Origin of the sequence: Sphaerospermopsis sp. LEGE 00249 (assembly GCF_014299995.1) — a bacterium.
GTDB classification, from domain to species: domain Bacteria; phylum Cyanobacteriota; class Cyanobacteriia; order Cyanobacteriales; family Nostocaceae; genus Sphaerospermopsis; species Sphaerospermopsis kisseleviana.
This window is the reverse complement of the sequence record NZ_JACJUZ010000001.1, coordinates 107110-131693: the sequence shown is the minus strand read 5'-3', so window position 1 is coordinate 131693 and position 24584 is coordinate 107110. Positions and strand designations below refer to the sequence as shown.

Annotated in this window: 22 protein-coding genes and 1 tRNA gene; 17 read left to right on the top strand and 6 right to left on the bottom strand. The window is 36.9% G+C overall.

Annotated features, from left to right (window positions below; all coding sequences use genetic code 11):
• Window positions 1–121 precede the first annotated feature (121 nt).
• The gene (gene recQ / locus H5968_RS00625; RefSeq protein WP_187038383.1) at window positions 122–2269 is read left to right on the top strand and encodes a DNA helicase RecQ; all 2148 of its coding nucleotides are present in this window, start codon (window positions 122–124) and stop codon (window positions 2267–2269) included.
• Window positions 2270–2478: 209 nt separating this feature from the next.
• Here the strand turns inward: recQ and H5968_RS00620 are convergent, their stop codons facing one another.
• The 3 genes from H5968_RS00620 to H5968_RS00610 form a co-directional block, all read right to left on the bottom strand.
• Entirely contained in the window at window positions 2479–3324 is an 846-nt protein-coding gene (locus H5968_RS00620; RefSeq protein WP_187038382.1) for a uridylate kinase, read from the bottom strand.
• 56 nt (window positions 3325–3380) lie between these two features.
• On the bottom strand, window positions 3381–4223 hold the full coding sequence (locus tag H5968_RS00615; protein WP_187038381.1) for a uridine kinase: 843 nt from the start codon (window positions 4221–4223) through the stop codon (window positions 3381–3383).
• Between the two features lie 134 nt (window positions 4224–4357).
• Window positions 4358–5173: a class I SAM-dependent methyltransferase gene (locus tag H5968_RS00610; RefSeq protein WP_187038380.1), complete on the bottom strand. Its 816-nt coding sequence runs from the start codon at window positions 5171–5173 to the stop codon at window positions 4358–4360.
• A 484-nt stretch (window positions 5174–5657) separates the two neighbouring features.
• On the opposite strand from H5968_RS00610, the gene H5968_RS00605 reads away from it, so the two are divergent.
• Both H5968_RS00605 and H5968_RS00600 read left to right on the top strand, forming a co-directional pair.
• Window positions 5658–6011: a hypothetical protein gene (locus H5968_RS00605; RefSeq protein WP_187038379.1), complete on the top strand. Its 354-nt coding sequence runs from the start codon at window positions 5658–5660 to the stop codon at window positions 6009–6011.
• A 426-nt stretch (window positions 6012–6437) separates the two neighbouring features.
• Entirely contained in the window at window positions 6438–8342 is a 1905-nt protein-coding gene (locus tag H5968_RS00600) for a multicopper oxidase family protein (RefSeq protein WP_187038378.1), read from the top strand.
• A gap of 93 nt (window positions 8343–8435) precedes the next feature.
• On the opposite strand, the gene H5968_RS00595 is transcribed toward H5968_RS00600, so the two are convergent.
• Complete coding sequence (locus H5968_RS00595) at window positions 8436–8624, bottom strand: hypothetical protein (protein ID WP_187038377.1); 189 nt, start codon at window positions 8622–8624, stop codon at window positions 8436–8438.
• Between the two features lie 1048 nt (window positions 8625–9672).
• Here H5968_RS00595 and H5968_RS00590 point away from each other — a divergent pair.
• Both H5968_RS00590 and H5968_RS00585 read left to right on the top strand, forming a co-directional pair.
• On the top strand, window positions 9673–11673 hold the full coding sequence (locus H5968_RS00590) for a long-chain fatty acid--CoA ligase (RefSeq protein WP_187038376.1): 2001 nt from the start codon (window positions 9673–9675) through the stop codon (window positions 11671–11673).
• A 38-nt stretch (window positions 11674–11711) separates the two neighbouring features.
• Window positions 11712–12161, top strand: coding sequence for a YlqD family protein (locus H5968_RS00585; RefSeq protein ID WP_187038375.1), 450 nt, complete (start codon window positions 11712–11714; stop codon window positions 12159–12161).
• On the opposite strand, the gene H5968_RS00580 is transcribed toward H5968_RS00585, so the two are convergent.
• Both H5968_RS00580 and H5968_RS00575 read right to left on the bottom strand, forming a co-directional pair.
• Entirely contained in the window at window positions 12158–12385 is a 228-nt protein-coding gene (locus H5968_RS00580) for a hypothetical protein (protein ID WP_187038374.1), read from the bottom strand. The genes H5968_RS00585 and H5968_RS00580 overlap by 4 nt on opposite strands.
• A gap of 239 nt (window positions 12386–12624) precedes the next feature.
• Window positions 12625–13158, bottom strand: a complete 534-nt coding sequence (locus H5968_RS00575) for a hypothetical protein (RefSeq protein WP_096568036.1) — start codon at window positions 13156–13158, stop codon at window positions 12625–12627.
• Between the two features lie 515 nt (window positions 13159–13673).
• Between H5968_RS00575 and H5968_RS00570 the strand changes: the two genes are divergently transcribed.
• The 12 genes from H5968_RS00570 (at window position 13674) to H5968_RS00515 (ending at window position 24579) form a co-directional block, all read left to right on the top strand.
• Window positions 13674–14978: a dihydrolipoamide acetyltransferase family protein gene (locus tag H5968_RS00570; RefSeq protein WP_187038373.1), complete on the top strand. Its 1305-nt coding sequence runs from the start codon at window positions 13674–13676 to the stop codon at window positions 14976–14978.
• A 389-nt stretch (window positions 14979–15367) separates the two neighbouring features.
• Complete coding sequence (locus tag H5968_RS00565; protein WP_187038372.1) at window positions 15368–17092, top strand: cation:proton antiporter; 1725 nt, start codon at window positions 15368–15370, stop codon at window positions 17090–17092.
• Window positions 17093–17277: 185 nt separating this feature from the next.
• A complete protein-coding gene (locus H5968_RS00560; RefSeq protein WP_187038371.1) occupies window positions 17278–18006 on the top strand; it encodes an HAD family phosphatase in 729 nt (242 codons plus the stop codon).
• 16 nt (window positions 18007–18022) lie between these two features.
• Window positions 18023–18095: transfer RNA gene (locus H5968_RS00555), tRNA-Ala, on the top strand.
• Window positions 18096–18183: 88 nt separating this feature from the next.
• Entirely contained in the window at window positions 18184–18822 is a 639-nt protein-coding gene (locus H5968_RS00550) for a Uma2 family endonuclease (RefSeq protein WP_187038448.1), read from the top strand.
• 175 nt (window positions 18823–18997) lie between these two features.
• Complete coding sequence (locus H5968_RS00545; RefSeq protein ID WP_187038370.1) at window positions 18998–21409, top strand: type I restriction-modification system subunit M; 2412 nt, start codon at window positions 18998–19000, stop codon at window positions 21407–21409.
• Between the two features lie 185 nt (window positions 21410–21594).
• Window positions 21595–22902, top strand: coding sequence for a restriction endonuclease subunit S (locus tag H5968_RS00540; protein WP_187038369.1), 1308 nt, complete (start codon window positions 21595–21597; stop codon window positions 22900–22902).
• A gap of 2 nt (window positions 22903–22904) precedes the next feature.
• Complete coding sequence (locus H5968_RS00535; RefSeq protein ID WP_187038368.1) at window positions 22905–23390, top strand: PIN domain-containing protein; 486 nt, start codon at window positions 22905–22907, stop codon at window positions 23388–23390.
• Window positions 23374–23592, top strand: coding sequence for a hypothetical protein (locus H5968_RS00530; RefSeq protein WP_187038447.1), 219 nt, complete (start codon window positions 23374–23376; stop codon window positions 23590–23592). Before H5968_RS00535 ends, H5968_RS00530 begins: the two co-directional genes overlap by 17 nt.
• Window positions 23585–23758: a hypothetical protein gene (locus H5968_RS00525; RefSeq protein ID WP_187038367.1), complete on the top strand. Its 174-nt coding sequence runs from the start codon at window positions 23585–23587 to the stop codon at window positions 23756–23758. The genes H5968_RS00530 and H5968_RS00525 overlap by 8 nt, the downstream gene beginning before the upstream one ends.
• Before the next feature lie 219 nt (window positions 23759–23977).
• On the top strand, window positions 23978–24232 hold the full coding sequence (locus H5968_RS00520; protein ID WP_187038366.1) for a ribbon-helix-helix protein, CopG family: 255 nt from the start codon (window positions 23978–23980) through the stop codon (window positions 24230–24232).
• Window positions 24226–24579, top strand: coding sequence for a type II toxin-antitoxin system PemK/MazF family toxin (locus H5968_RS00515; RefSeq protein ID WP_187038365.1), 354 nt, complete (start codon window positions 24226–24228; stop codon window positions 24577–24579). The genes H5968_RS00520 and H5968_RS00515 overlap by 7 nt, the downstream gene beginning before the upstream one ends.
• Window positions 24580–24584 lie beyond the last annotated feature (5 nt).

Genomic DNA, 24584 nt, shown 5'->3' with positions numbered 1-24584 from the left:
CGCTTCACTATCAGACAATCCTAGTTTATAATTATAGCCACTATTCCCCGTTGTGTAACCAGCGTGAGTTAAAATTTTCATATCCTTATCCCTGCGTGAACAAACTGCACACACATTTACCATGCTTCAGTATCCCCAACTAGAAAAATCTTTAAAACATTACTTTGGTTATGACCAATTTCGCCCTGGACAACGGCAAATTATCGAAGATGCTCTACAAAATCGGGATTTAATGGTAGTCATGCCTACTGGTGGGGGTAAATCTTTATGTTTCCAATTACCTGCACTTTTAAAACCAGGTTTAACAGTCGTAGTATCACCATTAATAGCATTAATGCAAGACCAAGTGGAAGCACTGAGAAATAATAATATTGCTGCCACATTTCTTAATAGTAGTCTCAACACCTATCAAGTTCGCTCCCGTGAAGAAGCAATTATGACTGGTAAAGTTAGATTATTATATGTTGCTCCTGAACGGTTAGTTAGTGAAAGATTTTTACCGCTTTTAGATGTAGTTAAAGAAAAAATTGGTCTGGCTAATTTTGCTATTGATGAAGCTCATTGCGTGTCTGAATGGGGTCATGATTTTCGCCCAGAATATCGGCAATTAATATTATTAAAAAAACGTTTTGCTCATGTCCCAACTATCGCTTTAACTGCTACTGCTACAGATAGAGTGCGAGCAGATATTATTCAACAATTAGGATTAAAACAACCAAGTATTCACATTGCCAGTTTTAATCGCCAAAATCTTTATTATGAAGTGCGTCCTAAAAGCAGTCGTTCATACAGTGAAATCTTAGAAATAGTCAGAGAAAATGAAGGTTCAGGAATTATCTATTGTTTAACCCGAAAAAAAGTTGATGAACTAACTGTTAAATTACAAAATGATAAAGTTGCTGCTTTACCCTATCATGCAGGTTTAACTGATGATGAAAGAAGCAAAAATCAAACTAAATTTATTCGGGATGATGTGCGGGTAATGGTAGCGACTATTGCTTTTGGTATGGGTATTAATAAGCCAGATGTGCGGTTTGTAATTCATTCAGATTTACCTCGTAATTTAGAAAGTTATTATCAAGAATCAGGACGTGCAGGAAGAGATGGTGAACCATCACGGTGTACTTTATTTTTTAGTTTTGGTGATGTGAAAACTATTGAATGGAGTATTAACCAAAAAACCGATCCCCAAGAACAATTAATAGCTAAACAACAACTTAGACAAGTCATAGATTATGCTGAAGGAACAGACTGTAGAAGAACAATTCAATTAGGTTATTTTGGGGAAAGATTTCCCGGAAATTGTGGTAATTGTGATAATTGTCGTTATCCCAAACCTGTGCAAGATTGGACTATTGAAGCAATGAAATTTCTATCTTGTGTAGCGCGGTGTAAAGAAAGATATGGCATGAGTTATATTATTGATGTGTTACGAGGTGCCAAAACTCAAAAAATCACTTTGAATAAACATGATCAATTATCAACTTATGGTATCGGTAAAGATAAAACTGCTGATCAATGGCGAATGTTAGGGAGATCGCTTTTACATCAAGGTTTATTAGAACAAACTAATGATGGTTATTCGGTGTTAAAACTGAATGCTTTAAGTTGGGAAGTAATGCGAAAACAACGCCAGGTTTCTATTGCTGTTCCTGTTTCTCAAAGATTAAATTTAGTAGATGTGAATAGTAAAGCTTTGGATGTGGAACTTTTAATGAACAGGTTGCGAAGTTTGCGGAAACAAATCGCCGATGAACAGGGTTTTCCACCTTATATGATTTTTCAAGATTCGACTTTAAAATTAATGGCACAAGTCAAACCTAAAACTTTAGAAGAATTTGCTAACTTGGATGGTGTAGTTAGTTATAAAGTCAGTCAATATGGGGAAAAGTTTTTATCAGTAATTCAATCCCATTGTCAAGAACAAAGTTTTCCACCACCCAAAAATACAGATCATTACCCAACTGATACAGAATCAACCACATTTGAATTACATCAACAGGGTTTTAGTATTCAAGAAATTGCTGCAAAACGCAATGTAAGAACTACTACAATTATCCGTCATCTTTCTGATTTAATCGAAAAAAATCAACCTGTAGATTTAAATTTATTAGTACCTTTTGAGCGACAAAAGAAAATTTGGCAGGTTATTGATGTTTTGGGTGATATTTCTTTAACTCCTATTAGGGAATATTTAGGAGAAAGTTATACCTTTGATGAAATTCGTTTAGTTAGAGCTAGATGGCGACGGGAAAAAGGTAAAAAATAATGTATCTTAACTTAATTTGCTAGTTGTCTAGTTAAAGCTGGTAATTGGTAATTGGTAATTGGTAATTGGTGATAAAACGGCTGTTTTCAACCTGTTCATCCTTCAATTATGTATTGTAATTATGTATTAATTAGACCATGATTGTGGTGCGGGCATCTTGCCCGCTAATGGTATAATTCACTTAGATGAAATATGCTATGATTTCAGTTTTAATCAGCATAAATCATTGTTCCTACGTGTTCACCTTCTACAGCCGCAATGATTGTTTCTGGATGTAAACCATTAACAATTTGCACCCGTTTAATTAATCGAGAATGTGCCATCAAATCTACTAAAATTCTTTCAAAAGGTAGGGTTTGGAAATTTCCGTGTTTGATTTCTGATGTAGATATTTCCTGAATAAAATTAGCGCGAGAGTTTTGTTTAGGATCTTCATCAAATAAACCATCAACATCTTTAACTAAGGTGACAGTTTCACAACCAAAACACTCGGCTAATAAAAATGCTCCTGCATCACTACCATGAGGAGGTACACGCCCAATTTCTGGGGGATGTTCCCATAAAGAATAAGGAGGAACACCACTAAAAATTACACCTGGAACAGTTCTAATAAATAGGGGTAAAAGGTGTCCAAAAATTTCCGGGGGAATGGCTACAACTCCATAGGGAGCAAGTAACGCACCTAAAATATGTGCATTACCCAAAGCATCAGCTTGAGCTAATGTAGCTAATACACCGGTGGGCATTCCTAAGTCAATACCAATGGAAAAAACATGACGAGTTCTAACACCACCACCAGCGCCAATAATTAATTTTTTCGATTGTAAAACTTGGCCTAAAGCTTCAATGACTGGATAAGTAACCGCCCTCCCAGCATCAATAATTGATCTACCTCCAATTTTTACTACATGAGTATCTGGAAGCATTCTAATAATTGGTGCTTCTGTTAATTTTTCTTCTGTGGTTAATTCTACATCCCTATCCATTAAACTTTCGCGCATTAATAGGGATGTTAAATGTTGTCTGTAATCACCATTAATATTTGTTTGTACCATTGGATAAATACCACCTTATTTCACATTTTACAATTCAATTTCCATCAAATATCTAGCTAATTTTCATCAGCGTAGATGAGTGTACCGATATCTTCGCCATTCAAAGCTCTAGTTAAATTGCCTTTTGTCAGTCCATTAATTACTCTAATAGAACGGCTATTAGTAGCATTAGCCATTAAATCTAATACTGAACGTTCGATAATTACATCCTGCAAATCTAAACTTTTGAGTTCAGACACAGAAACTTTTTTGATTAATTTGGCGTTTCTTTCTTTTTTAGGATCTGCTGTATAAAGTCCTTCTTCATCTTTGATAAAAATCATGGACTTAGCGCCAAATACTTCGCTGACTAAATAAGCGCCTGTATCTGTGCGATGGGGTGGTATTCTGCCATTAGTCGGGTTTTCATGCCAAAAAGTGTAAGGAGGCATTCCAAAGAAAACCACTGCTCCCCTTTCTGCTAAATATAAAGGTAACTGGGGAAACTGCACTGGTTCAATAAAAGGTATGCCATGTTCTGCTAATAAATAATGAATCATTCTGGCGTTTTGCATACTCACAAAAGTTCCCAGAACACTTAAAACTCCTGTGGGTAAACCTAAATCTAAGCCCACACTATAAGCATGACGCGCCCTCGTACCGCCTCCAGTACCAATAATCATTTTGTGCTGGCCTAAGTTTTCCACTATTTCCTCTATTAAAGGAAAAACTGCCGCCCTTCCCCTGTCAATGAAACTTTGACCACCTATTTTGAGAACGCAAGCATGGGGCAAAATCTTGATTGATGGTTCTAAAGATGTCTGTGCGAGTAATTTTTGATCACTGAGAGAACCTTGAACTATAGATTGTCCCAATTGTGATAATAGTTGATTGTCTAAGGCCGGAATTGTATTTGTCATAATTTTGATGAGAATTTTTACCTGAGTTTTATAGTAGGAGTCAGGAGTCAGGAGTCAGGAGTCAGGAGTCAGGAGTCAGGATAAAGACTTAGTTTTTCTCACCCAGTCCCCAATCACCAGTCCCCAATCACCAATCACCAGTCACCCACTAAATACACGCCTTGTAAAATGTAGGCTTCTTGGGATTCCATCTGCTCATCTAGTCGGCCATAGGTGGCTTTAGCCCAGAGTTGCAGTTCTTCTAGGATGTTTTGTTTGATTTCTTGTCCCAGGTTGATACCCCCCAAACCTGGTTTTTTTTGCCAATTATCTATAGATTCCTGTGGTGTACTGGTAACTTTCCACTCACTCACTACTACTGGTTCTATTTCTTTTGCCCCACGTTGTACACATAGTTCCATCAGTTGACGCTGTTTTTTTTCTCCCCCTTTTCCTGACAACCCGTGACTTTGTAATAGTTTTTGCATCTGTTGTCTGATTTGTTCTTTGATGCTGTATTTGTGTCTTTGGATACGTCCAATAAAAAAAAGGGTGCGATCGCTCGCTACTCTAAATAATTCATTGACGGTATGTTTTGTATCCAAGAGGTGAATAGCTCTGGAACTGAAAATCACGCGGGCTGTAGCATCTGCCACAGGCCACTTTTCGTTACCATCGGCTGTTAACAATGTCCAGTTATCTTTATTACTTTTATTGCTATACAGCCTCGATTTATAAACCTCCAGCATTTTTGGGGAGATATCAAAACCTATGTAATGGCATGATGATTGTACAAACCACTGACCAATTATGCCTGTACCCGCACCAACTTCGACAACTAAATCATTAGGTTGTACTTCACCATAAGCAAGCGCAACTTTCACAATTTGCCGACAAAGTTCTTCAGATAAACCCGCACGTTGATCATAATTATTGGCTTGAGCATCAAAAGATGGGGTCAGAAATTCCACAGTAATATTTTCAGAGATAATAGCATTTTCCTAGCTTTATTATTATTTGCCATATTCTCTTATTTCTGACAAGTAAATAATTTGTAATTTGATTTAAATATAGAATCTGATACAAATCTTTTCATATTTTTGTATACCAACCAATTGCTAATAAATACCAACTTTTTACCAACTGTTATTATTTATTATTGTTTAGATAATTTTGCCGTTAATCAAATCGTAACTACTTGGTTTTTGCATAAGTATCTGATTTGATTAAACGCCAAAACCCTTGTTAAATAAACTTTGTAGTCAGAATTAGATAAAGTATATGTTTGTTTAACTTGAATTTAAAATATAATTTATGTTTTATTAAATTTTGTATACTAAAGCTTCTCTTCATTGATGATTTTTTTATAGATTGCAATAAATTTACACATAGATAATGGAATAATCCGTGTAAGATATAAAAGAAAAAATCATCCAAAATAATTTGGAGGGTAAAATGGATAAAGGACAATTAAGCGCAGCACTTGCATCATTAGTAGATAGCGGCGATCGCACCAGTGAAGAAAAGGTTTTCCTTCGACTCCTTCAACAAGTTTGGCAAATTGATTGGACTATTGCTCCCTACGATGTCTGGACACACATGGTTGAATGGGATGTACCATATTTCCGTCGCTTCATGCTTTTAGATGAGGGAGACGAAGCAGAAGAAGAACAAATTATCCGTGATTGGACAGAAGCTAGACTAGCTTTAGGAGGAAAAGATAAAAGTTCTGCAAAGGAAGCGAAAAAGCGGATTGTTGACTTAATTCAAGAAGTGAATGTACTGCGCTCTAGCATTCGTCGCGGGTAAAAAAATAACTCAGACACACGTAAAAGACTTGTGAAACTAATATGTGTTTGCAGTGGGAGTAATCATTTTATAACTACAGTCATCAACTGTAATTGATTAATCTAGGTAATGTGTAATTTAAGCAAATTTACTTACAAGAAAATATTTAAAACTAGGAAAAATTTAGTTACACATTACCTCAGACTTACTTACAGGAATTATGCACAACAGAACGAAAGTAGAGGTAACTCATAAATTACCCCTACGCAAGAATCAGGTTTTGAGTCAAGTTTTGCATAAGTCATAAGTCATATCTTATACTGCAATCCACGTCTATAATCTGAATCCAACCTATACGCAATTGCAGAAACACTAATTTAAAGAGGATTTCCGCAATATTAACGCATCGATTTTTAACAGTATTTCCACATATATCAGGAGTTTGCCATGACACAGCAAGAACAGTTCCCATCAGAACCAGAAAAATCTGTTTTTACTCGTCGTCAGTTTATCGGTGCAGGTGTGATCACTGCTGCTGCCCTAGCCTTACCGAAAATAGCCCAAGCGGAAGGTAGTCATACAGCACAGGGAACAACAATAATTGAAAATTGTGATACCAAAATCCCAGTTCCCATTCATCAGGAATTTCAAGAACTCAGCAAAATCAAAAGTGCTGGGGGAAAACTGAACCACACAATCAATACAAGAATAGCCTCATTGCAAATACCAGGTCAGCAAATAGATCCAGAGAAAGATGAATTGACCTATCAATCCATAGAGGTACGTACTTATAACTGTCATGTTCCCGGAGAAGCGTTATATATCCAACCAGGAGACGAACTGAACATCAATTTTAACAACCAATTTCCGGTGATAGATCAAGGTGAATGTCACATTAGCATGACTCAAGACAATTATGCACCAGGTTGTTTCAACACCACGAACTTGCATTTTCACGGTTTGCACGTATCACCAGAGATGAAAAATGGCATCGCCTCTGACAGCGTACTCATATCAGTGAATCCTGGTAAAAGCCAGCAATACACCGTAAAATTACCAGACTTTCATGCACCTGGTACGCACTGGTATCACTCCCACCTGCATGGGTCATCTGGGTTACAGGTATCCAACGGACTAGTAGGGGCAATAATTATTCCTGAACCCAAAGAAAATGAAATAGTACCTTCAGAACTGGATAAAGTTTGGTTAGTACAAGAAGTAATTGGTGGACTGGCAAAACAAACCGACATTTACCCACAAGAATCACAAACAAGTGTTCGCGCCACCTTTTTAGTCAATGGACTTTATCAACCAACTATTAAAGTCAATAAAAAACAGTGGCAGCGTTGGCGGTTTATCAATGGGGGAGCAACACCACGTAGTTTCACCAATCTCAAGCTGGTGAAAAACTTCAAGCCCGAAAATTTTGACAAAAAAGAAGCCTATTATGATCAGATCGTGCCGATGTATCTGATCGCCGTGGATGGTATTTCCTTCTATGGTAAAAACCCCCAATCCACAGGCACTAAAGGCTGGGATCTTGCTCCTGGGAATCGAGCCGATTTTATCTTGTGGTTGCCAGATAGCATTGAAGATGGGAGTACATTATCTTTGATCAAAGATGTGTGGACAGATATAAGAATCACCAAACCAGAGCTTTTAGCTACCATCAAAGTCAGCACATCCGCCGAAAATGGCAATGATCCAGATCCTACAACCAATGATTATTTAATACCCGGAAAGTTACCTGATTATTTACAACCTATCGAATATCAGGAACTGTTTACAGCAGCAGGATTATTAAAACGCCCAGTCCAAGATGTACGCTTTAGTATTCCCTTAAGAGCAGGAAAAGATGTTGTTAATAAGTACGGAAAGTATGCAGTGAATGAACATCAATATGGTGTAGATGGATATGGTGTAGATGAAGATAAGAAAATTATCGTAGGTGTGAACACAGCAGAAATTTGGACTATCAAAAATGTTTCTGGTGGAGACAAAGGAACAGGTGGTTCACCCCATCCATTCCATATTCATGTTAATCCCTTCCAAGTAGTAGGGGACAAAATAGATCCCAACGGACCAGATGATTCCAGTAATTGGCGTTGGTATGATACTATCGCTGTCGCCAGAGCATCGAGCAAAATAATTGTGCAGCGATTCCCAGACTACTATGGTGAATATGTGCTGCATTGTCACATTCTCATTCATGAAGATTTGGGAATGATGCAGGGTGTAGAAATCAAAAATGACGGTACTGGAATAGAACCTTTTACACCACTTTCTAAGTGTAAATTTACTCCCAGTGCCGAACCTCAGTATGTGACGATGGAACAAATTGTTAAGAGGTAACACTAATTACTAACAAGATTCTCGATTTCTTCAAGAAGTCGAGAATCTCAGCATTTCATTATTTCATTATTAATTCTGATAGGCGAGTAGTTTCTATCTTAAAGAAAAACTGGGAATTTCTGGAATATGTTCTGATGTAGGGACAGTCATCTCAGTAATCTTTTGTTCTTCCTGATTTATTTGCGTCTTTTTCACAGGAAGTATGACAGATAAAAATTTAGGTAAAACCAAACAGACAACCGTATTTAACAAAGTTATAAGTATACCATCTATTAAACTCATAGATCATTCTCCCTTTGTGAAACTTGGTTGCTGGTCTGATCTAGTATGAACTATAACTTTGATCTTAGGGCAATTATTCGATTTTGAATTTCTTTTGCTGTATATAAATAAATCAAATACTTTACATAACTAATTATAACTTTAAAAAACTTAAAATTCAGAGGAAGAGGTAAAGGAAAAAGCAAAAACTTTTAACCTTTCCCCAAACCAAATAAGCTAAATAGGGTTTGCTGAATAAACCTAAAACCTTGATATATCAAAGGTTAGAGGCTGATAAACACAGAAATTAGTGCAAGGGTTTTGAAGGGTATACCGGAAAAAGTGTGCATTTTTTGGGATTTCAAGAGATGGCAAAGAAATTTTCAAATCTCCTCCTGACTCCTGACTCCTGACTCCTATGCCCTCACGGAAAGACTTTCTCAGCAACCCCTAAATAAGCTATTTATTCTCCCCAGCCAGGAGAACACCGAGAACAAAATTGAGGGCTAAATTTACAAAATTGGCTACCAGTCAAATGGTAAACTGTACAATAGGGAAAACTCGTAACTTCTACTTTAGCTGTATTCAACCTAGAATCTATCAGTGAAGGTTTAGGTAGTTTGGTTTTGCCAGAAGACAGCATATATAGAAACTTGGGCAAAGCTAGACAAGCAAAAGCATTGATGATAGTAATTAATAATGCCTCAATTAAACCTATAGCTAATCACCTCCTTCAGAAATTAGGCAGTAATAATTCATAATTCATCATCTCTAGACTGTAGAGCAACCTGGTTTTTTGACTTATGCAAATAGGTTTGAGAGAATTAAGAATTATGAATTAGTAACTATGAATTGGTCATTGGGTAGCTGACGCAGTAAAATACATGGAACTATACCAAGAAAGAACTATTGCATTTAATCTATATAAATTTAGTTTAGCATAAGGTTTGGTCAATAGAACTGTGGAAATTGTGCTACTGTCATACACAGTCAGGAAAGCTGATATCTAATACTGTTATTAGAAAAATCACAAATTTACTAAACACTAAACACTAAACAACTAAGTGCTATGTCAAAAATACAACCTGATTCCTCTTTTTTATCCAACGTCACTGAGCGAGAATACCGAGCATTGCAAAGTTTGGCAGATTACACAAATGTTGAGTCGTTGCCAGAAATATGGACTTTGGCTGCCAGGAAATTTGGTAATATTGTTGCCTTGCATAACCCCCACGCAAAACCCGAAGTAAAGATTACCTATTCTCAGCTATCCTTACAAATTCAACGATTTGCAGCGGGTTTGCAGGTTTTAGGGGTGAATATGGGTGAGGATGAAACATCTAGCACTGGACAACGCATTTCCCTGATAGCAGATAACAGTCCGCGCTGGTTTATTGCTGATCAAGGGATCATGACTGCGGGAGCAGTAAACGCAGTGCGTAGCGCCCAAGCTGAAAGGGAAGAATTACTATATATTATCGCCAATAGTGGTAGTACGGGGCTGGTAGTTGAAGATATCAAGACAGTCAAAAAACTAGAAGCTGGTTTGCAAGACTTACCGATTAAATTCGTAGTCTTACTTTCTGATGAAACACCACCAACAGCAGAAAATTATCAACTGCTCAATTTTACCCAATTACTAGACATTGGTAGCAACCAAACTTTAGTAGCAAATAAACCCAGCGGTGATGCCTTGGCAACCTTAATTTATACCTCTGGGACTACAGGCAAACCTAAAGGTGTGATGCTTTCTCATCAAAATTTGCTGCACCAAGTCAAGACCTTGGGAACTATAGTTCAACCACAACCAGGAGATATAGTCCTTAGCATTCTGCCGACATGGCATAGTTATGAACGCAGTGGAGAGTATTTTTTACTTTCTCAAGGTTGTACACAAATTTACACTAATTTACGCTCAGTAAAAGATGATTTCAAAGAATTCAAACCCCATTTCATGTTTGCTGTACCCCGGTTGTGGGAATCAATTTATGAAGGAGTACAAAAGCAGTTCCGCAGCCAACCAGCCAATAAACAGAAGTTGATTAAATTTTTCTTGGACATGAGCCAGAAATATATCACAGCGCGACGCATTGCCCAGGGATTGAGTTTAGATCATGTTAATGCCTCAGATATGGAGCGAATAGGGGCGAAAATAGTAAAATTAGCCTTATCACCGTTTCAAGCACTGGGAGAAAAATTAGTTTATGCTAAAGTGCGAGAAGCCACAGGGGGCAGAATAAAGCAAGTAATTAGTGGTGGTGGGGCGCTACCCCGACATATAGACAACTTTTTTGAAATTATTGGTGTAGAGATTTTACAAGGCTATGGTTTAACAGAAACCTCACCAGTGACAAACGCCCGTCGTCCGTGGCGAAATTTGCGGGGTTCATCAGGGCAACCAATACCGGGAACAGAAGTTAGAATAGTTGATCCAGAAACGAGACAACCCTTACCAGCAGGAAAACGAGGTTTGGTGTTGCTCAAAGGACCACAAGTGATGCAAGGATATTACAAAAATCCAGAAGCGACAAAAAAAGTCATAGATGCGGAAGGTTGGTTTGATAGCGGTGATCTGGGCTGGGTGACACCCCAAAATGATTTGGTGCTGACTGGTAGGGCTAAAGATACAATTGTTTTGAGCAATGGGGAAAATATTGAACCGCAACCCATAGAAAATGCTTGTTTGCGATCGCCCTATATTGATCAAATTATGCTCGTAGGACAAGACGAGCGCAGTCTAGGAGCTTTAATTGTTCCCAACCTGGAAGCCTTAGAAAAATGGGCAGAAAGTCAGAATTTGAAATTAAGCACTCAAGATGATCATACTGGCTCAACCAGTCAAAAAATTGACTTAGAGAGTAAAATAATTCAGGATTTATATCGGCAGGAATTGAATCGGGAAGTCAAAAACCGTCCAGGTTACAGAGCCGATGACAGAATTGGACCATTCACACTAATTCTCGAACCCTTTTCCATTGAAAATGGCATGATGACACAAACTTTAAAAATTCGTCGTCACGTTGTCATGGAACGATATCGAGATATTATTGACGGAATGTTTGCCAAATAACTCCACTTGCAAACTATCAGAGTGAACGTGAAATTTTTATGGATGTATCCAACCCTCAATTACTTTTAAAGCGCGTCGTTAACGTCAAAGCTATTGTTACTCCTCTCTGGAAAGAGGAAGTACAACAGCAATTGCAAGGGCAGATCAATCAACTAGATCAGCAACTGCAACAGCTAGATATTGAAGGACAAAGAGCAATAACCGCCATACAAAAACAGAGTTTACAACCACCAGGACCCCAAACCATACAACAAATTGACAATATCCAACTTCAGGTTAATCAAAAGAAAAGTGAACTGCTAGAGCAAAAAAACCAATCACTACAAAACCTTCAGCAAGTGCAGTATCTGGAGTTAGATCAAGAAGTTAACCAATTTCAAATGGAAGGCTTTTTCAAGATAGAAACTGGAGACAACCTCATTAGTAAAATGCAAGTTGAAATTGTCCTCCGTGATGGTGTAGTCGAAGAAATTCGCGGAGATGTTTAGTTATTAGGGACTGGGGACACTTCGACAAGCTCAGTGCATCGCTGGAGACTGGGGACTGGGGACACTTCGACAAGCTCAGTGCATCGCTGGGGACTGGGGACTGGGGACACTTCGACAAGCTCAGTGCATCGCTGGGGACTGGTGACTGGTGACTGGTGACTGGGGACAGTGAATAGATAATTATTTAGGGTTTGCTGAATAAACCTAAAACCTTGATATATCAAAGGTTAGAGGCTGATAAACACAGAAATTAGTGCAAGGGTTTTGAAGGGTATACCGGAAAAAGTGTGCATTTTTTGGGATTTCAAGAGATGGCAAAGAAATTTTCAAATCTCCTCCTGACTCCTGACTCCTGACTCCTGACTCCTGACTCCTGACTCCTGACTCCTGACTCCTGACTCCTATGCCCTCACGGAAAGACTTTCTCAGCAACCCCTATTTATTCCCAATTCCCAATTCCCAACTAATCACAGTTTTGGGTCAAATTATTTTGGGCTGGAGTTTTTGAGAAACATTGGACTTGAGAACCGGCCCAGATAATTTCCCAGACTGGGGGTGAACTAACCAAGAGCGATCGCCCAAAGCGGCTCATCTCTACTCGATATTTAATTGCACTTACTGAATTAACTGAATTATTTTTTACTGGATTGAGTTTTGTAATTGTCACTAAAGCTTGGTTTGGTTGGGGATAAGCTACCTCTACTTGCGGCTTGACCTCTATAGATTTCACATCATCTAGAATATTTAAAGCCAGAGTAGCAGGGTCACTGCCTTGGAGAATAGAATTGATACTTTCTAAAGGAATAGTTTTATAATGAGAACGTTCAGGATAAGTCAGCAATGCTGATGAATCTTGTTCTACATATAACTGCTGCTGTTGTCCATTAGCAGTTCCAGTCATCAAAGCAGAAGGCTGTCGCTGCATCACATAAACCCCAGCAGCAGTGGCAAAGATGCTGAGTATCAAAATTAAAAGAAATTTGAGCTTTGCCGACATAATAATAGTATTGAAAGGGAAAGTTCCAAGAGTTTTAGATTTAACTTTCACCCCTAGTAACTGCTGATGAGCAGGTTTTGTGTGTGAAGGAGTGGTAAGGAGGATATATATAGCAGGTGACAGGTGATTTCCTAGATACCTTGACTCTGGCTACATACAGCAATCTTAGTTGCTATTGACGAACTATTAATGATTGCTTTATTTATAGACATCTACCTTTGTTTTGAGTTCCATAGGACTTACGCAAGATGTGACTGAAAACCTTATTCTTGCGTAGGGGTAATTCATGAATTACCCCTACTTTCGTTCCCTTTTGCGTAAGTCCTGTTGATAATTGGTAATGGGTAATTGGTAATTGGGAAAAATAAAATTGATTACCCAGTCACCAGTCACCAGTCCCCAGTCCCCAGTCCCCAGTCCCCAATCATTTGCTCTAAAATCCTCATAGCAAGATACAATTCGATCTGGCGACATTTGTTAAAGTCCATAAAATTATTGATTCTGAAACCACCATTATGAGCATTCATGAAGTATTTATGCCGGCGCTGAGTTCCACCATGACTGAGGGAAAGATAGTCTCTTGGGTGAAGTCGCCGGGGGATAAAGTGGAAAAAGGCGAAACAGTGGTGGTTGTCGAGTCAGATAAGGCTGATATGGATGTGGAAACTTTCTATGAAGGATTTCTAGCCCATATCATTGTCCAAGCTGGTGAAAGCGCCCCTGTTGGTGCGGCGATCGCTTACGTTGCCGAAACAGAAGCAGAAATAGAAGCCGCTAAGGCTATGGCTGGTGGTGGTAGTGCTGTAGCTGAAGCCGCACCTGCATCCGCACCCGCGCCCGTACCTGTGGCCGCTGCGGCAACTGTAGCCGCACCTGCAACAGCTTCTCAAAATGGCTCAAACCATCGGGAAGGACGGTTAGTAGCTTCACCCCGCGCTCGCAAGTTGGCGAAAGAATTAAGAGTTGATTTAAATAACCTTAAAGGTAGTGGTCCTTACGGTCGCATTGTCGCCGAAGATATAGAAGCTGCTGTTGGTAAAGTTCAGCCACCTACTACCCCGGTTATTACTCCTATTGCACCCGCCCCCGCCGCCGCTGCTCCGGCAAAACCAACACCTGCACCCGCCCCAGTTGTTGCTGCCGTTCCTGGTCAAGTCGTACCATTAACTACTCTGCAAAATGCGGTGGTACGCAATATGATGGCCAGCCTAGCAGTACCTATATTCCATGTTGGTTACACCATTACCACGGATGGATTAGATAAACTTTACAAACAAATTAAATCTAAAGGTGTCACCATGACGGCGCTATTAGCGAAAGCTGTAGCGGTGACATTACAAAAACATCCTTTACTTAACGCCAGTTATTCAGATCAAGGTATTGTTTATCATTCCAATATCAATGTTTCTGTCGCTGTGGCAATGGATGATGGTGGTTTGATTACACCAGTGTTACAAAACGCCGATCAGGTAGATATCTATTCTCTGTCACGCAACTGGAAATCTTTGGTAGACAGAGCCAGAGCGAAACAACTACAACCAGAGGAATACAGCACTGGTACATTTACTCTGTCTAATTTGGGAATGTTTGGTGTCGATACCTTTGATGCGATTTTACCACCAGGACAAGGTTCAATTTTAGCGATCGCTGCTGCTCGTCCCCAAGTTGTCGCTACCGCAGATGGTTTATTTGGTGTGCGTCAACAAATGAAGGTTAACATCACCTGTGACCATCGTATTATTTACGGCGCTCATGCGGCTGCATTCTTGCAAGATTTAGCAAAATTGATTGAAACCAACCCCCAATCTTTGACGCTGTAAGGAAAAAATCTCAAAACCAAAAACCAATAAATCTTAATTTCAGACTTGGAGTTTTTTATATTCCAAGTTTTTTTATATTCCAAGTTTTTTTATATTCCAAGTTTTTTTATATTCCAAGTTTTTTTAAGTTCCAAGGTTTTTTATATCCCTGGATATAGATCCCTGACTTCTTGAAGAAGTTGGGGATCTGTTTACCTGTTTACTGTTATCAATTCAAGCTACTCTGAAAGTAAGTGACATCAGTTGATAACAATAGGACTTACGCAAGATATGACTAAAAACCTTATTCTTGCGTAGGGGTAATTCATGTAGCTTGCTTCCCGAAGGGTATTACCCCTACTTTCGTTCCCTTTTGCGTAAGTCCTGAACAAAATAAATTCAAAAAAAAGATGCCAACAGAACATAGTTTAATTTTGGATATCACAACAGTGTTAGTCGCTACTGCTTTAGGAGGATTTTTTGCCCATCGGTTGCGTCAACCTGTGATACTGGGTTATTTAGTTAGTGGTTTTGCTATTGGACCTTTTGGGTTTAAGTTATTAAGTAATGTGAATGAAATTAAATCTTTAGCGGAAATTGGAGTTGCCTTTCTGCTGTTTGCGCTGGGTGTAGAATTTTCTTTAGCAGAACTCAAACGAGTGAAAGAAATTGCTATTAAAGGTAGTTTCTTACAAATCGGTTTAACAATTGCCTTAGTAACAATAGTCACCCTCTTAACAGGTTGGGCTTCTAGCATTACAAAAGGCATCTTTTTAGGTGCGGTTTTATCTCTTTCTTCCACAGCAATAGTATTAAAAACCCTCACAGAAAAGGGTGAAGTTAATACAGTACATGGGCAAATTATGCTGGCAATTTTAATCGCTCAAGATTTAGCTTTGGGTGTGATGTTGGCAATAATTCCAGCTTTACAACAACCAGAAAATATTGCAGTAGCTCTCAGTTTGGCTTTAGTTAAAATTACAATATTTGTTGTAGTTGCAATTATATTTAGTCGGTGGGTAGTGCCTCGTGTGTTAAGCAATATTGCCGCTACAGAAAGCAATGAGTTATTTTTATTAGTTGTAATTGCTTTATGTTTAGGAGTTGCTTTAATAACTGCACACTTGGGACTTTCCATTGCAATGGGGGCATTTGTCGCTGGATTAATGATATCAGAAATTGATTATGCTGATCAGGCATTAGCCAAAATTTTACCTTTGCGAGATACCTTTGCTAGTTTGTTTTTTGCTTCTATTGGAATGTTGATTGATCCGGCTATTCTCATCAGCAATTTTGCTATAATTTTAGAACTTGTGGCTTTAGTCATGTTGGGTAAAGCTGTAATTATTTTCGGAATTGTTTTAAAATTTGGTTATTCTCTGAAAAATGCAATTATAGTCAGTTTGGGAATTAACCAAATAGGTGAATTTTCTTTTGTATTAGCTTTGGTAGGGTTGCAATTAGAATTGATATCTCAACAAACCTATTCTTTATTATTAGGAACAACAGCAATTACACTCATTCTCACACCATTCTCACTTAAAGTTACTCCTTTTATTGCTGATAATTTAAATCAAAATCCCGTACTAGGGAATTTCTTACAAAGATTTTCTGCACCCAAAACCATATCTATGCCAGAAATAATGACTGATCATGTAGTTGTAGCAGGTTATGGTAGAGTAGGGCAAGTAGTTGTTAATATCTTACAAACTGAAGGATATCCAGTTTTAGTGATTGAAAATAGCGAAGCATCTGTACAAAGATTAAGAATGCGTCAAATACCTTATATTTTTGGTGATGCAGATTCAGAATTAGTATTAGAAAAAGCACATTTAGCCACTGCTAAAGCTTTAGCGATCGCCCTTCCTGACGCTGCTAGTACCCGTTTACTTTTAAAAAATGCTTTGACTATTGCACCCCATTTAGATGTCATTGCGCGTTCACATAATAACAAGGAAATTGATATTTTAACCCAAATGGGTGCGAAGGAAGTTGTACAACCTGAATTTGAAGCAGCTTTAGAGTTAGGAAATCATTTATTAAAAACTTTGGGAGCAGCAGAAAGTTACATTCAAACTGTGATCAATACTATTCGCAAAGATAGATATTTAAGTGTTAGGCCAGATCAAGAATAAAGGTAAGGAGTCGTAGGGGTTTAGCATTGCTAAACCCTACAAAAGTCGGGAGAATAGATTATCCTTTCACGCACAAAGTCCATCAAATTTGGGAATTTTACCCGGTATCTTGGCTGGTCATGCACGCCAAAATACATCATAATTATTGTTGAGGATCTTAATTATTATAGCACTAGCGTGTTTGCATGAGTTTAAAGGTAGTTTTATTCGATTTTAATGGTGTCATTGTCAAAGATGAGCCAATTCATTTAAAATTAATAGATGAAATTCTAGTGCAGGAAAATTTGCAACCGCAAAAGCTGCATGAGCGTCAAGGTTGTTTAGGAAGAAGCGATCGCGCTTGTTTTCAAGATTTGCTCAAAAATCGTGGTAGAGTGGCTACAGAAGAGTATTTAATGGAATTGCTGCAACGTAAAGCCCAAGCTTATGTACAAGAACTGGAAAAACTGGAAAAATTGCCTTTGTATTCGGGAATAGAAGATTTAATTTTTCAGGTGCGATCGCAAAACCTTAAACTCGGTTTAGTTAGCGGTGCTTTGCGTCAAGAAATCCAACTGGTGCTGGAACGTGCTAAACTGATTGAATATTTTACGGTTATCGTCGCAGGTGATGACATCACCACCAGTAAACCCCAACCAGAAGGTTATTTGCTGGCTGTAGAAAAATTAAATCAAGTATATCCAGATTTAAATTTGCAAAGTCAGGAATGTTTAGCTATTGAAGACACTCCGGCGGGTATTCAAGCAGCCAAACGCGCTCAGATGCAAGTTGTAGGAGTTGCCAATACTTACCCATTTCATATGTTACAGCGTCAAGCTAACTGGACAGTTGACTATTTGACAGAGTTGGAATTAGAACGGGTACAGGAAATTTTTTTGCAGCAAGATGTGAACAATATAAAGACCGAGTGTTAAAATAGGATGTGATCAAGGGGAATTAGCTCAGTTGGTAGAGTGCTGCGATCGCACCGCAGAGGTCAGGGGTTCGAGTCTCCTATTCTCCATTTATTCTGTTGTCGTTTGCCAAATAATTTGTCTGCGTTGACAAATTAATGCCCCTACAGAAGTTAAATGTATGTTGGAGTAGTAATTATGTTGGGTTTACTGGATAAATTAAGTTGCTGGAAAGAATTAACAAGTCAATCAGCTTTACAAGATGTTGATTCTGACCAAATTTTACTGATGAATGGCATTAACTGGAATATATATGAGATACTATTACAGCGATTTGAAAATACTTCCCATTATCGGTTTAAATATTTAGAAGGTGTTTTAGAAATAATGTCTCCTAGTCGTCGTCATGAGTTTGATAAAAAGCTAATTGCTTTATTATTAGAAACTTATTTTATAGAAAAAGATATTGATTTTTATCCTTTAGGATCAACTACTTTCAGAAGGGAAGCGTCCGCTAGGGGTATTGAACCAGATGAATGTTACTGTTTTGATTCTGAAAAATCTGTTCCTGATCTGGCGATTGAAGTAGTTGTGACGAGTGGGGGAATTGATGATTTATTGATTTATCAAGGTTTGGGTGTACGGGAAGTTTTATTTTGGCAAAATAATCAATTTTTATTATATTCTTTGCAGGGTGATAAGTATGAGAAAGTTTCAAAAAGTGTATTTTTGCCAGATTTAGATTTAAGTTTTTTGGCAAGTTTGATTTTGTCTGGTAAAAAACCCAAAGATTTAATATTAAGGTTACGTGAAAACATCAGTAGGGGTAATTCATGAATTGCCCCTACGCAAGAATAAGGTTTTCAGTCACATCTTCCGTAAGTCCTATGGTTTAAACATTGGGTTAATAATCAGACTTTACAAATCAATTAATAATACTATATAATGAATACAATTATTAAAACATAATTCCTAACAATTCTTTCATTCGGGCATCTCTAGGATACACAAAATGGCAATTAAGAAAAGCGAACTTTACAGTTCTTTATGGAAAAGTTGCGATGAACTGCGGGGGGGTATGGATGCTTCCCAATATAAAAACTATGTTTTAGTTTTATTATTTGTTAAATACGTATCTGACAAATATGCAGACGTTGAAGATGCACTTATAGAAATACCTCAAGGCGGCAGTTTTCAGGATATTGTGAACTTAAAAGGTAAAAAAGATATTGGCGAAAAAATCAATTTAATTATTCAAAATCTCGCCCAAGCTAACGACTTAGGTAATATATTTAATGATGCTGATTTTAACGATCCTGATAAACTGGGAAAAGGCCAAGAAATGAAAGAACGACTAACTAACTTAGTCGCCATTTTTGAAAATTCTGCCTTAAATTTTAGCAAAAACCGCGCCGATGGAGATGATATTTTAGGCGATGCTTATGAATATTTAATGCGGAACTTTGCCACCCAGTCAGGAAAAAGTAAAGGACAATTTTACACCCCTGCGGAAGTTTCCCGCGTCATTGCAAAAGTCATTGGTATTAACAGCGTTACCAGTCCCCAACAAAGTATATATGATCCTACCTGTGGGAGTGGTTCATTATTATTAAAAGCTGCGGATGAAACAGAAATCAAAATCAGCATTTTTGGGCAAGAAATGGATAACGCTACCTACTCCCTAGCGCGGATGAATATGATATTACATGGACATCCTACCGCAGAAATTAAACAAGATAATACCTTATCAACTCCCCACTTTAAAGATAGCGATGGTAGTTTAAAAACCTTTGATTTTGCAGTCGCTAACCCTCCCTTTTCGGCAAAAGCTTGGAGTACAGGAATTAACCTAGAAAAAGATGAATTTAAACGATTTTCAGATTATGGAATACCTCCCGCAAAAAACGGCGATTATGCTTTTTTATTACATTTAATTGCCTCCTTAAAACCCCAGGGAAAAGGAGCGATAATTTTACCTCATGGGGTGTTATTTCGGGGTAATGCAGAGGCAGATATTAGAAAAAAAATCATCAATCAAGGTATAATCAAAGGTATAATCGGCTTACCTCCTAACCTTTTTTATGGTACAGGAATACCAGCTTGTATTATTGTCATAGATAAAGAAAAAGCGGGTAATTCTGCCGGCATTTTTATGATAGATGCTAGTAAAGGATTTGTCAAAGATGGTAATAAAAACCGTTTGCGGGAACAGGATATACATAAAATTGTGGATGTGTTTAATAAGCAATTAGAAATTGCTAAATATTCCCGCATGGTGTCGTTAACAGAAATTGCCGATAATGATTTTAACTTGAACATTCCCCGTTATATAGACTCCCAAGAAGCGGAAGACATTCAAGATATTGCAGCGCATTTATTGGGAGGAATACCAGAGAAAGATATTCAAGCATTAGGGGAATTTTGGCAAGTTTACCCCAACTTACAACAAGAATTATTTGCACCAACCGAAAACCCCGGATATCAACAGTTAAAAGTTGCTGCAAATGAAGTTAAAAATTGTATTTTTCATCATCCTGAATTTATCAAATATAGTCAGAAAATAGAGCAGGTTTTTACAACTTGGGAAAAACAACATACACCCTTATTAAAAGCTATCCAACCAGGAGATAAACCCAGGGAAATTATCTATAAATTAGGTGAGAATTTACTTGCGGCATTTACAGGACAAAATTTAATAGATAAGTATGACGTTTATCAATATCTGTTAACTTATTGGTTGGAAGTCATGGGGGATGATGTGTATATGATAGTTGAAGATGGTTGGAAAGCAGAACTTACACCCATCACCAATAAAAAAGGTACAATTATCGATTATGTTTGTGAATTGATACCGGAAGATTTAATCATTAATAATTATTTTCTTCAGGAACAAAGTAAAATAGCTCAGTTGGAAAATCAGAAAGATGATATAATCAGACAACAGGAAGAAATGCAAGAAGAATATGGAGGAGAGGAAGGTTTATTAGAAGAAGTGACTAATGACAGTGGGAAAATTACTAAGACTAATATTAATGTGAGAATTAAGGAAATCCAAAAAAATCCTTTATTTGCAGATGCGGAAGAGTTGCAGGTGTTAAAATCCTATTTACAATTGCTAGAGTCGGAAGCAATTTTGAATAAGAAAATTAAGGACTCTACCCAAGAGTTACATCATAAGGTGTTAAAGAAATATAGGGAGTTGACGGAGGAGGAAGTTAAGAGTTTGGTGGTGGATGATAAATGGATGGGGATTTTAAAACAAGGGATAAATGCGGAAATGGATCGTATTTCCCAACGGTTGACGCAGAGAATTAAGGAGTTAGGTGAACGTTATGATACTCCTTTGTTTGAGTTGACTAATGAGGTGGATAAATTGACGAGTTTGGTTGATCAACATTTACAACAAATGGGGTTTGTTTGGTGATAGATAACGAAGGCAGGAGGCAGGAGGCCGTTTTTGTAACGGGGATTTATATATACCCCGATCAAAAAACTTTTCGCCTTTAAAGGCAAGGTTTTAGACCCGACTATTTCAATAAATGGAACGCAGATAAACGCAGATAAACGCAGATTGATTTGATTTTTTGTTTGTTTTTTTTGGGGGGTTTTATGAGTATTCCTGATGGTTTTAAGGTTTCTGAGGTGGGGGTTATTCCTGTAGATTGGGAAATTGATTCTATAACTAGATATTGTCAAGATATTTTTTTAGGATTAACTGCAAAGGTTGACTATGTTAATCATGGAGGAGTACCATTAATTAGAGCTACTGATATATCTAATGGAAAACTTTCTTTCAAAAATGTTTTATTTATTTCAAATAAACAACATAAACAACTTACAAAATATAGAAAAGCAAAATTAGGTGATGTTTTAGTTAGTAAATCTGGAAGTCTTGGAGTATGTGCTTTAGTTGATACAGAAACAGAGTTTAGTATCTATGAAAGTATTATTGTTTTGCAACCTTTAATAAATAAACTATATCCAAGTTTTCTTTTGTACCTTCTAACTTTTCAAGATACCCAAAAAAGATTACTTGGTGATACTGTAGGTTCAACTGTTGGACATCTAAATCTTAATAGTTTCAAAAAGTTACAAATACCCCTTCCCCCACTTGCTGAACAAAAGGCGATCGCTCAATCTCTTAGTGATGTAGATAACCTAATTACAGCAATAGATAAACTCATCACCAAAAAGCGTAACATCAAACAGGGAACAATGCAAGAATTACTCACAGGTAAAAAACGCTTACCTGGTTTTACTGGTGAGTGGGAGGTGAAAACTTTTAAAGAATGTTTTGATTTTCTTTCTACAGGAAGTAATTCAAGAAGTGATTTATCAGAATATGGAAATGTGGGTTATATACATTATGGAGATATTCATACAAAATGGAATTTATTTTTAGATTGTGATAAGTATAATATACCTTTAATAGACAGAGAAAAAGTTAAAAAACTTCCTATTTTAAAAAATGGAGATTTAATTATAGCAGATGCTTCTGAAGATTATGAAGGTTTAGGAATTAGTATTGAGATCAAAAATATCCGAAATAAAGAAATTGTATCAGGATTACATACATTACTGTTACGAGGAAATAAACAACTTTTAGCTGATGAGTTTAAAGCATATATTACTTCAAACAAATATGTTAAGCAATCTCTACAAAAAATTGCTACTGGTATATCAGTATATGGTATTTCTAAAAGTAATTTAAAAAATATAGAAATACTCCTTCCCCCACTTCCCGAACAAAAAGCGATCGCCAAAATATTAACAGAAATGGATGAAGAAATAGAAGCATTAGAAAAGAAAAGAGAAAAATACAAAAACATCAAACAGGGAATGATGCAAGAACTACTAACAGGAAAAACGAGATTAAAAATAAATTTAGAGGATAAAATAAATTTAGAGGATAGATAAATATGAAAAAAAAATATAAAATATATTTAGATGTTTGTTGTTTAAATCGTCCTTTTGACGATCAAAGCCAACCGCGTATTTACTTAGAATCACAATCAGTAATAACAATTATAAATCAATGTCAGTCAGGAAACTGGAAATTAATTAACAGCACTGCTTTAATTGCCGAATTAAACCAAACCCCAGACCTAGAAAGACTAAAAAATGTCAAAAAAATGCTTTCTATTGCTAAAATAAAAGTAATTAATAGTCATTTTATTGAAACCAGATCAACCGAACTACAACAATTAGGATTTTCCAGCTATGATGCTACTCATATCGCTAGTGCAGAAAGGAGTAACGCCGATGTATTTCTCACTACAGATGATAGACTAATTAAAAAAGCAAAGACAAATTCTCAATTAGTGAATGTTAGAGTTGATAACCCTGTGCAATGGTTAGCAGAAGTAATACAACTAGAGGAAAATAATGATGAAAACTCACAATGAAATTATCAAACAAGGTTATGATGCTTTAATCAAATCTTTAGGAGTAGCAGACGCAATTAGATTTATTCAATATCTAAGTCCAGGAAAAGGAGACTATACCAAAGAACGTCATCAATGGTTAGATAACAAAACCTTAGCAGATGTTTTTGCAGAAATGAACCAAGTAGAAGACACCAACGAATATGAAGAAATTATTGAATAGTCGTATTTTATCAGATGTCTTAGAGTATATCAAAAACAAAAATATCGTTACAGAAATGGATAAAAAAATTGAAACATTAGAAAAGAAAAGAGAGAAATACAAAAACATCAAACAGGGAATGATGCAAGAACTGCTAACCGGAAAAACGAGAATAATTGATAATTGATAATTGATAATTGACAATTGACAATTGATAATTATATGATCTTCCTTAGCGACTTTGCACCTTTGCGCGAAACCCATATAGTAGAAAACCCACATTTTCCGTAGGGGTTTAGCATTGCTAAACCCTGACAATATCTGTTAATTAGTTTCTTGGTTGCCAAAATTATAGAAACACAGTAAAATACAGTTATACCCATAATCATACAAAAGGTATAACCAAATGACCAGCATTAAAACAGCAATTTCCATAGAACAATCATTATATGATCAAGTCAACGCATTAGCAACAGCAATGAAAATACCCCGCAGTAAATTGTTTGCTATTGCAATAGAGGAATATTTGCACCGTAAAAAACAACATCAAATATTAGAAAGTATCAATGAAGCTTATGCAGATGGTTTAGATGAACCAGAACAAATCATGTTAGAAAAAATGAGACATCATCAAGGGAAAATACAACAAAAAGAATGGTAATCAAACAAGGTGATATATACTGGATCGACTTAGGAGAACCTATAGGTTCAGAACCCGCTTATCTGCGTCCTTATGTAGTTATTCAAAATGATTTAATCAATAATTCTCAAATTAGGACAGTGATAGTTTGTGCATTAACTTCTAACTTGAGGCGAGGAAAAGCTATAGGGAATGTTTTACTAGAATTAGGAGAAGCTAATTTAGATAAACAAAGCGTAGTCAATGTATCACAAATTTTTACAGTTGATAAAGCCTTATTAACTGAAAAAATCGGTACACTATCCAAAGAAAGAATTAGACAAATTTTAGCAGGTTTAGCAATTATCACAGAACCACAAGAAACCTAACCTTT